This window comes from Frankia sp. Mgl5 (genome assembly GCF_023242985.1).
Taxonomy (GTDB): domain Bacteria; phylum Actinomycetota; class Actinomycetes; order Frankiales; family Frankiaceae; genus Parafrankia; species Parafrankia soli.
Map to the genome: position 1 here is coordinate 19,943 of NZ_JALKFY010000678.1, position 7,940 is coordinate 27,882.

The 7,940-nt window shown below is 71.7% G+C and carries 6 protein-coding genes and 1 tRNA gene; 3 read left to right on the forward strand and 4 right to left on the reverse strand.

What is annotated here, in order from left to right; all coding sequences use genetic code 11:
• Window positions 1–135 precede the first annotated feature (135 nt).
• Both MXD62_RS23600 and rsmA read left to right on the forward strand, forming a co-directional pair.
• Window positions 136–960, forward strand: a complete 825-nt coding sequence (locus MXD62_RS23600) for a TatD family hydrolase (RefSeq protein ID WP_248831649.1) — start codon at window positions 136–138, stop codon at window positions 958–960.
• A gap of 56 nt (window positions 961–1,016) precedes the next feature.
• A complete protein-coding gene (gene rsmA / locus MXD62_RS23605) occupies window positions 1,017–1,847 on the forward strand; it encodes a 16S rRNA (adenine(1518)-N(6)/adenine(1519)-N(6))-dimethyltransferase RsmA (protein ID WP_285224161.1) in 831 nt (276 codons plus the stop codon).
• A 23-nt stretch (window positions 1,848–1,870) separates the two neighbouring features.
• Here the strand turns inward: rsmA and MXD62_RS23610 are convergent, their stop codons facing one another.
• The 4 genes from MXD62_RS23610 to MXD62_RS23625 all read right to left on the reverse strand — a co-directional run bounded on the left by MXD62_RS23610 (window position 1,871) and on the right by MXD62_RS23625 (window position 6,346).
• Window positions 1,871–2,890 (reverse strand): tryptophan--tRNA ligase, encoded by a 1,020-nt coding sequence (locus MXD62_RS23610; RefSeq protein ID WP_248831651.1) that lies wholly within the window; start codon window positions 2,888–2,890, stop codon window positions 1,871–1,873.
• A gap of 123 nt (window positions 2,891–3,013) precedes the next feature.
• Entirely contained in the window at window positions 3,014–3,988 is a 975-nt protein-coding gene (locus tag MXD62_RS23615; protein WP_020458419.1) for a ribose-phosphate diphosphokinase, read from the reverse strand.
• A 447-nt stretch (window positions 3,989–4,435) separates the two neighbouring features.
• The gene (glmU, locus tag MXD62_RS23620) at window positions 4,436–5,959 is read right to left on the reverse strand and encodes a bifunctional UDP-N-acetylglucosamine diphosphorylase/glucosamine-1-phosphate N-acetyltransferase GlmU (protein WP_308301312.1); all 1,524 of its coding nucleotides are present in this window, start codon (window positions 5,957–5,959) and stop codon (window positions 4,436–4,438) included.
• A gap of 315 nt (window positions 5,960–6,274) precedes the next feature.
• Window positions 6,275–6,346: transfer RNA gene (locus MXD62_RS23625), tRNA-Gln, on the reverse strand.
• A 479-nt stretch (window positions 6,347–6,825) separates the two neighbouring features.
• Between MXD62_RS23625 and MXD62_RS23630 the strand changes: the two genes are divergently transcribed.
• Entirely contained in the window at window positions 6,826–7,845 is a 1,020-nt protein-coding gene (locus MXD62_RS23630; protein WP_020458421.1) for a fatty acid desaturase, read from the forward strand.
• Window positions 7,846–7,940 lie beyond the last annotated feature (95 nt).

Genomic DNA, 7,940 nt, shown 5'->3' on the forward strand with positions numbered 1-7,940 from the left:
ATCTGCGGTGGGCAAGGGGATGTCGGCGGCAAAGACGTGATCTTCGTGCCGTGTCGTGCCGTGTCCTGCGGTGGCGTCATCGGGTATGCCTTCGGGTGTGTCCTCGAGTGTGTCTTCGGGTGAAGGAGCGAACGGGTGGCGAGGAACTCCGGACGCGTCGGTGACCCTCCACCGCCGCCCGAGCCGCTGCCCGTCCCGGCGGTCGACGCGCACTGCCATCTGGACCTGATGGGCACCCCGGTGGCCGAGGCCATCGCCGCGGCCCGCGCCGTCGGCATCACCCGGATGGTCTCCGTCGGCGTCGACCTGCCGACCAGCCGCTGGCAGGCCGAGATCGCCGCGACCAACCCGGAGGTCCGCGCGGCGGTGGCGATCCACCCCAACGAGGCCGCGAACGGCGTCGGCGAGGAGACGTTCGAGGCGATCGCGGCGCTCGCCCGCCTGGACGGCGTCGGCGCGGTCGGCGAGACCGGGCTCGACTACTACCGCACGCCCCCGGAGCAGCACGCCGCCCAGCAGGCGAGCTTCCGCCGGCACATCGCCATCGCCAAGGAGACCGGCCGTGCCCTGATGATCCACGACCGGGAGGCGCACGACGACACGCTGCGCATCCTGGCCGAGGAGGGCGCGCCCGAGCGGGTCGTGTTCCACGCCTTCTCCGGCGACGCGGAGATGGCCAAGATCTGCGCCGACGCCGGGTACGTGATGTCCTTCGCCGGCAATGTCACCTTCAAGAACGCCCAGGAGCTGCGCGACGCCGCCGCGGTGGTGCCCGCCGAGCTCCTGCTGGTCGAGACCGACGCGCCGTACCTCACCCCGGTCCCGTGGCGCGGGCGGCCCGGCGGCCCGTATCTGGTGCCGCTCACCCTGCGGCTGCTGGCACAGACTCGCGGCGAGGCCGTCGACGAGCTCGCCGCCCAGGTCGCCGCCAACGCGGAACGGACGTTCGGGCCCTGGTAGAGACCGAGGCGCTGCTCTCGCCGGCCGATATCCGGGAGCTCGCCCACGCCCTTGACCTGCGGCCGACGAAGCGCAGGGGCCAGAACTTCCTGGTGGATCCGAACACCGTCCGCCGGCTGGTGCGCCTGGCCGCGGTCGGCCCGGACGACGTCGCGCTCGAGGTGGGCCCCGGGCTGGGCTCGCTCACCCTCGGCCTGGTCACCGAGGCGGCGGCGGTGGCCGCGGTCGAGGTCGATCCGGTGCTCGCCGCCGCTCTGCCCGTCACCGCCGCGGCCCGGCTGCCGGCGGCGGTGGCCGCCCGGCTCCACGTCGTCGAGGCGGACGGCCTGCGGGTCGAGCCGTCCGACCTGCCGCCGGCGGTCGCCGCGCCGACGGTGCTGGCGGCGAACCTGCCGTACAACGTGGCCGTCCCGCTGCTGCTCGGTCTGCTGGAGCGGTTCCCGTCGATCGAACGGGGCCTGGTGATGGTGCAGGCCGAGGTCGCCGACCGCCTCACCTCGCCGCCCGGCGGGCGGATCTACGGCGTGCCGAGCGTGAAACTGGCCTGGTACGCGCAGGCCCGCCCGGCCGGCGCGGTGCCCCGCCCGGTGTTCTGGCCGCAGCCCAACGTCGACTCCGGCCTCGTCGCCTTCACCCGGCGCGCCGCCCCACCGGCGGACGCCGGACTGCGCCGCGAGGTCTTCGCGGCCGTCGACGCGGCCTTCGCCCAACGACGCAAGACGTTGCGGACGGCGCTCGCCCCCTGGGCCGGCTCACCCGCGCGAGCCGAGCAGCTCGCCCGTGCGGCCGGGGTGGACCCGGGCGCCCGCGGCGAGACCCTCGACGTCGAGGCGTTCGCCCGGCTGGCCCAGCAGGCCCGCATCCTCCCGGCCGACCAGCCCGCCTGACAGCGCCGGTCAGGCGGGGCCGGTCAGTCGACGCCGATCGCGCGGCGGGCGCCGGCCAGGACGGGGCGGGCGCGGTCGCGGGCCTTGTCCGCGCCGGCGGCGAGGATCGCGTCCAGCTCGCTGCCCGGGGCCACCAGCTCGTCGTAGCGGGCCCGCAGTGGGGTCAGCCAGGCGTCGAGCGTCTCGAACAGGGCGTTCTTCAGCTCGCCCCAGCCGGTGCCGCCCTGCTCGAGGCGGACCCGCATGTCCTTGACGGCTTCCGGGTCCGCGAAGTTCTCGTAGATCTGGAAGGCGGCGGAGGCGTCCGGATCCTTCGGCGCCTCGACCGGCGTGCTGTCGCTGCGGATGCCGCGCACCAGCTTGCGCAGCTGGGACGGCGGCGCGAACAGCGGAATCGTGTTCCCGTACGACTTGCTCATCTTCCGACCGTCGGTGCCGGGCATCGTCCGCGCGTTGACCCCGGACGGCAGCACCGCCTCGGGAATCTTCAGTCTGAACACGTCGCCGTAGAGGTGGTTGAACGAGCCGGCGATGTCCGCGGCGATCTCGAGGTGCTGCGACTGGTCCTGGCCGACGGGGACGACGTCCGCGCCCATGACGAGGATGTCGACGGCCATCAGGATGGGGTAGTTGAACAGCCCCATGTTGACGCCCGCGTCGAGGTCGGCGACGCCGCTCTCGGCGTTGCGGTCCCGCGCCGCCTTGTAGGCGTGCGCCCGGTTCATCAGGCCCTTGCCCGTGACGCAGGACAGGATCCAGGTCAGCTCGAAGATCTCCGGGACGTCGGACTGCCGGTAGAAGACCGTGCGCTCGGGATCGAGCCCGAGCGTGATCCAGGTGGCGGCGACGGACCGGGTGTAGGCGGCGAACTTCGCCCTGTCCCGGATGGAGGTCAGGGCGTGGTAGTCGGCGATGAAGTAGATCGACTCGTACGTCGCCGTCAGGTCGAGGGCGGGGCGGATCGCCCCGATGTAGTTGCCCAGGTGCGGATCGCCGGTCGGCTTGATGCCGGTCAGCGAGACCCGTGGCCGGTCCTGCGTCATGTCGGGTGATTCTACGGCCCACCAGATCGCGCTCTCCCCCAACGCGCCCCCGAAGCCGGGCTCAGGGGCCTGGCTTCGGGGGCGCAGGGGATCACCCCGGGGGTGGCCGGCGTGGTGGTGGGGTCAGGCGTCCCCGCCGAACAGGCCGGTCACTGAGCCGTCCTCGAAGACGGCCTTGATGGCGGCGGCGATCAGCGGCGCGATCGACAGTTCGGTGATCTTGTCGATGCGGGCCTCGCTGGGCAGCGGCAGCGTGTTGGTGAGGACGACCTCGCTGATCTCGGAGTTCTTCAGCCGGTCGGCGGCCGGGCCGGACAGCACGCCGTGCGTCGCCGCGGCGATGACGTCGGTCGCGCCGTGCTCCTTCAGGGACTCCGCGGCCTTCGTGATCGTCCCGGCGGTGTCGATCATGTCGTCCACGATCACGCAGGTGCGCCCGCGGACCTCGCCGACCACGTCGAACATCTTGACCTGGTTCGGGACGTTCGGGTCGCGGCGCTTGTGGATGATCGCCAGCGGGCAGCCGAGCCGGTCGGTCCACCGCTCCGCGACGCGCACCCGGCCGGAGTCGGGCGCCACGACCGTCACCTCGGACGTGTCGAGCTTGCTCTCGATGTAGTCCGCGAGCAGCGGCAGCGCGAACAGGTGGTCGACCGGGCCGTCGAAGAACCCCTGGATCTGGGCGGTGTGCAGGTCGACGGACATCAGCCGGTGCGCGCCGGCGGTCTTGAACAGGTCGGCGACGAGGCGGGCCGAGATCGGCTCGCGGCCGCGGTGCTTCTTGTCCTGGCGGGCGTACGGGTAGAACGGGGCGACGACGGTGATGCGCTTGGCGCTGGCGCGCTTGAGCGCGTCGACCATGATGAGCTGTTCCATCAACCAGGTGTTCACCGGCGCGGTGTGGCACTGGAGCACGAAGGCGTCACATCCGCGGACGGACTCCTCGAAGCGGACGAAGATCTCGCCACTGGCGAACTCGTACGCGTTCGTGGGGACCGGCTGCACGTCGAGGGCTCGGGCCACCTCGGCCGCGAGCTCAGGGTGGGAACGCCCCGCGAAGAGCATCAGGTTCCGGCGATTCTCGGTCTGGTATCCCACCGTTATCTCCTCAAGGCATGACTGGCGGCTCTGACAGGCGGCCCGTGACACGGACGGTTGCGGACGTGGACCGTTGATGTGTTCGTCTGCGGCTGACTCGTCTGCTGGTGGCGCTGCTGCTTCGTCGGACTCGACTGGCTCGTCTGCTGGTCGCGGTGGTTGTCGGGGGCCGGGCGGCGACCGGCGGCGGGCGGGTACCCGTCGCGCCGGGGCCTGGGCTGGGGTCACTGCCTGGTCAGGTCAGATCTACCCGTTCCGCCCGGGCATGGCGCAGGCGGCCGGGAACGAGCGACTCGGGATCAGGCGTCCCCTTCCACGCGGCAGACTGTGTACGACGGTGTCGATAGCCGCAGATCAGCCCACCTGCGGCCAAACGGTTTCTACGTTCGGCCTCGCGCGGCGAAAACGCCAGCGATACCGGGTCCCGGGGCCGGGCTGTGGTTCAACTCACGCGCCCGACTGCCCGGGCTGGCCGGGCTCCTGCCCGGCCAGCCCGGGCGTGGCCTGCTTGTGTCCGGCCGGCTCGGCCGTTTCCGCCTCATGCTGCCGGGCGCGCAGCGCGGCCTGCGCCGCGGGGCTGTCCGGCCGGCGGCGCAGCACCCAGCCCGGCACGTTGCGCTGCCGGCCCTCCCTGATCGCGAGCGCTCCCGGCGGGACGTCCTCCCTGATGACGGCGCCGGCGCCGGTGTAGGCGCCGTCCCCCACGGTCACCGGGGCCACCAGCATGGTGTCGCTGCCGATCCGGACGTCCGAACCGATCACCGTGCGGTGCTTGGCGACCCCGTCGTAGTTGACGAACACCGTGGTGCAGCCGATGTTGCTGCGCTCGCCGACCACCGCGTCGCCCACGTAGGCGAGATGGGGGACCTTGGACTCATCGCCGATGTCGGCGGCCTTCGTCTCGACGAAGGCGCCGATCTTGCCGCTGCGGCCGAGCCTGGTCCCCGCGCGCAGGTGGGCGAACGGCCCGACGACGGCGCCGGCACCGACCTCGGCGCGCTCGGTCACCGAGCTGACGACACGCGCTCCCGCGCCGACGACCGTGTCGATGAGGGTGCAGTCCGGGCCGACCTCCGCCCCGGTGGCGATCGTCGTGGCCCCACGCAGGTGCGTGTTCGGCCAGACGGTCGTGTCCGGCTCCAGGGTGACGTCGACGTCGATCCAGGTGGTGACCGGGTCGACGATCGTGGCCCCGCCGAGCATCGCGGCGCGGGTGATCCGTTCGCGCAGCGCGCGGCCGGCCTCGCTGAGCTGCACCCGGTCGTTGACTCCGCCGGCCTCGGCCGCGTCGGCGACGACGTGCGCCCCGATCGGCTCGCCGTCCGCGACGAGCAGGCCGACCACGTCGGTGAGGTACTCCTCGCCCTGCGCGTTGTCGGTGGTGAGCCGCTTCAGCGCGGACTGCAGCAGCTCGACGTCGAACACGTAGACGCCGGCGTTGATCTCCCTGATCGCGGCGGTCGCGGGGTCGGCGTCCCGCTGCTCGACGATCGCCCGCACCTGGCCGCCGTCGCCGCGCACGATGCGGCCGTACCCGGTCGGGTCGGCGACGAAGGCCGACAGAACGGTGGCCGCCGCGCCCAGCGCCTGATGGCGCTCGACCAGGCCGGCGATGGTCTCGCCGGTCAGCAGCGGGGTGTCGCCGGGCAGCACGACGACGGACGCGTCGGGCGGGAGATCGTCCAGCGCCGCCAGCGCGGCACGCACGGCGTGGCCCGTCCCGCCCTGGTGCTCCTGGACGGCGGTGATGACGTGCGGCGCCCGCTCGGCGAGCATGGCCGCGACCTGCTCGCGCCCGTGACCGACGACGACCACCGCCCGGGGCGCCCCGACCGGCTCGGCCGCGCGGAGCACATGCTCGAGCAGGGTCAGACCGGCGAGGCGATGCAGGACCTTCGGGGTGCCCGAACGCATTCGCCGCCCCTCGCCCGCCGCCAGGACGATGACAGCCGCCGGACGTGGCTGAGTCACACGAGCTCCCGCAATCTCGATGGACCTGGCTGCGCCCGACCTGCCGAGGGAACGACGCGCCGTGGACGGACCCGCTGACTCACGGTGAGCGCCGTGGGGTCGGTCCTGTTCGGCCGGCCCGCGGAGGGTGAGGCATCGGCTGTCAGCCTACCGAAGAGGCACTCCAACCTCGGCGACGGTGGGTGACTCCGTGCGGTCTGCGCGCATCGCGCGAACGCGAGAGCGGCAAAGAGGGAAATCTTTTGACTGGACGTATCTTGAAAATAAAGACGCCGTCTTGTCGAAACAATTTCGGCACCCCCGCGACTGCTTGTGCTCCGCCGCCACGACTCGAACGTGGACTAAGAGAACCAAAATCTCCTGTGCTGCCGATTACACTACGGCGGACCGCGGGTAAAACAGGGTTACTGCCACACCCACTCTACCATCGTGCCCGGCAACGGAAGAAATGTGCGTGGGCCTCCCGGCGAGTGTCTGTGGTCCCCCCGGTGTGCTGTGCGGATCAGGGCGTGTCCCGGGCCCGGCTCTAGCTGGAGCGGCACCGGGGCGTCGCGGCACGTAGTCGCCCCCCGGTCGAGGTTGTCGGGTGTATTCGTGTTGTGTCCGTGCGAACACTCTCACTGTCATCGGTTGATCCCGACGCAAGGTGATGATCCTGTCGCGAGGGGTGTCGGTGCGGAGGGGGGTGGAATCCCGTGGATCGGGAAAGATGCCATCCGTCGCGTGGAGGCCGTCGGCGAGGCTGGGCGGTCCGGCCCGTTTGCGTGGCGGACGCCGTGAATGGTGCCCGTTGTCATCCAGGCGGGCTAACGTGGCGACCAGAGGGTCGGCAGTGGGCGGCCCACCGCGACGGACGGGATGAAGCAATGACCGCTACCGACACGGTGAAAGCGACCGAAACCAGGCATCAGGGCGCGGCCGTGGTCGGAGGTGACCAGTCCGTCGCGGATGCCGGCGGGGTCACGTCGCCGGCGCCGACCGAGTCCCACACCACCACTCCCTCGATGTTCCGGGCGCGTGGCGAACAGCTCGTGCTCGTGGCGACGATCCTATTTCCGTTCGCGGCGCTTGTCGCGGCAGTTCCGTTGTTGTGGGACCACTGGATCACATGGCGGGACGTCATCCTCGCGGCGGTGATGTACGCGATCACCGGCCACGGCGTCACCGTCGGATTCCATCGCTATTTCACCCACCGGGGTTTCAAGACCTCCAAGCCGGTGCGTGCCGCGCTCGCCATCGCCGGCAACATGGCCATAGAGGGCCCGGTGATCCGCTGGGTGGCCGACCACCGCCGTCACCACGCCTTCAGTGACGCCGACGGCGACCCGCACTCACCGTGGCGCTACGGCACCGGCCCGGCCGCCCTCGCCCGCGGGCTCTGGCACGCCCACGTCGGCTGGCTCTTCGACGTCGAGCAGACCGACCAGCGCCGCTACGCCCCCGACCTCCTGGACGACCCGATGATCGTCCGGGTGAGCCGCTCGTTTGCTCTCTGCGCCTTCGTCAGCCTCGCTCTGCCCGCGGTCATCGGCGGCCTGTGGGGCGGTTCGTTCGAGGCCGCGCTCCAGGCCTTCTTCTGGGCCTCGCTCGTCCGGGTGGCGCTGCTCCACCACGTGACCTGGTCGGTCAACAGCATCTGCCACGTCATGGGCTCCCGGCCCTACCGCTCCCGCGACCGCTCGGGCAACGTGTGGCCGCTGGCCCTGCTTTCCATGGGCGAGTCCTGGCACAACCTGCACCACGCCGAGCCGACCTCGGCCCGGCACGGCGTCCGCCCCTGGCAGATCGACACCAGCTTCTACGTGATCAAGACTCTGGAGATCCTCGGGCTGGCCCGGGACGTCCGCTGGCCCGACCCCGCCCGCCTGGCCGCCAAGCGCGCCTGACCGGCGTCGTCCACTCCCCGCGCCGCTGGTCTCGGCTCTCGACCTCGGCATCTGTCTCGCCGCTCCGGCACCCGACCCGAGCCCCGGGTCGGGTG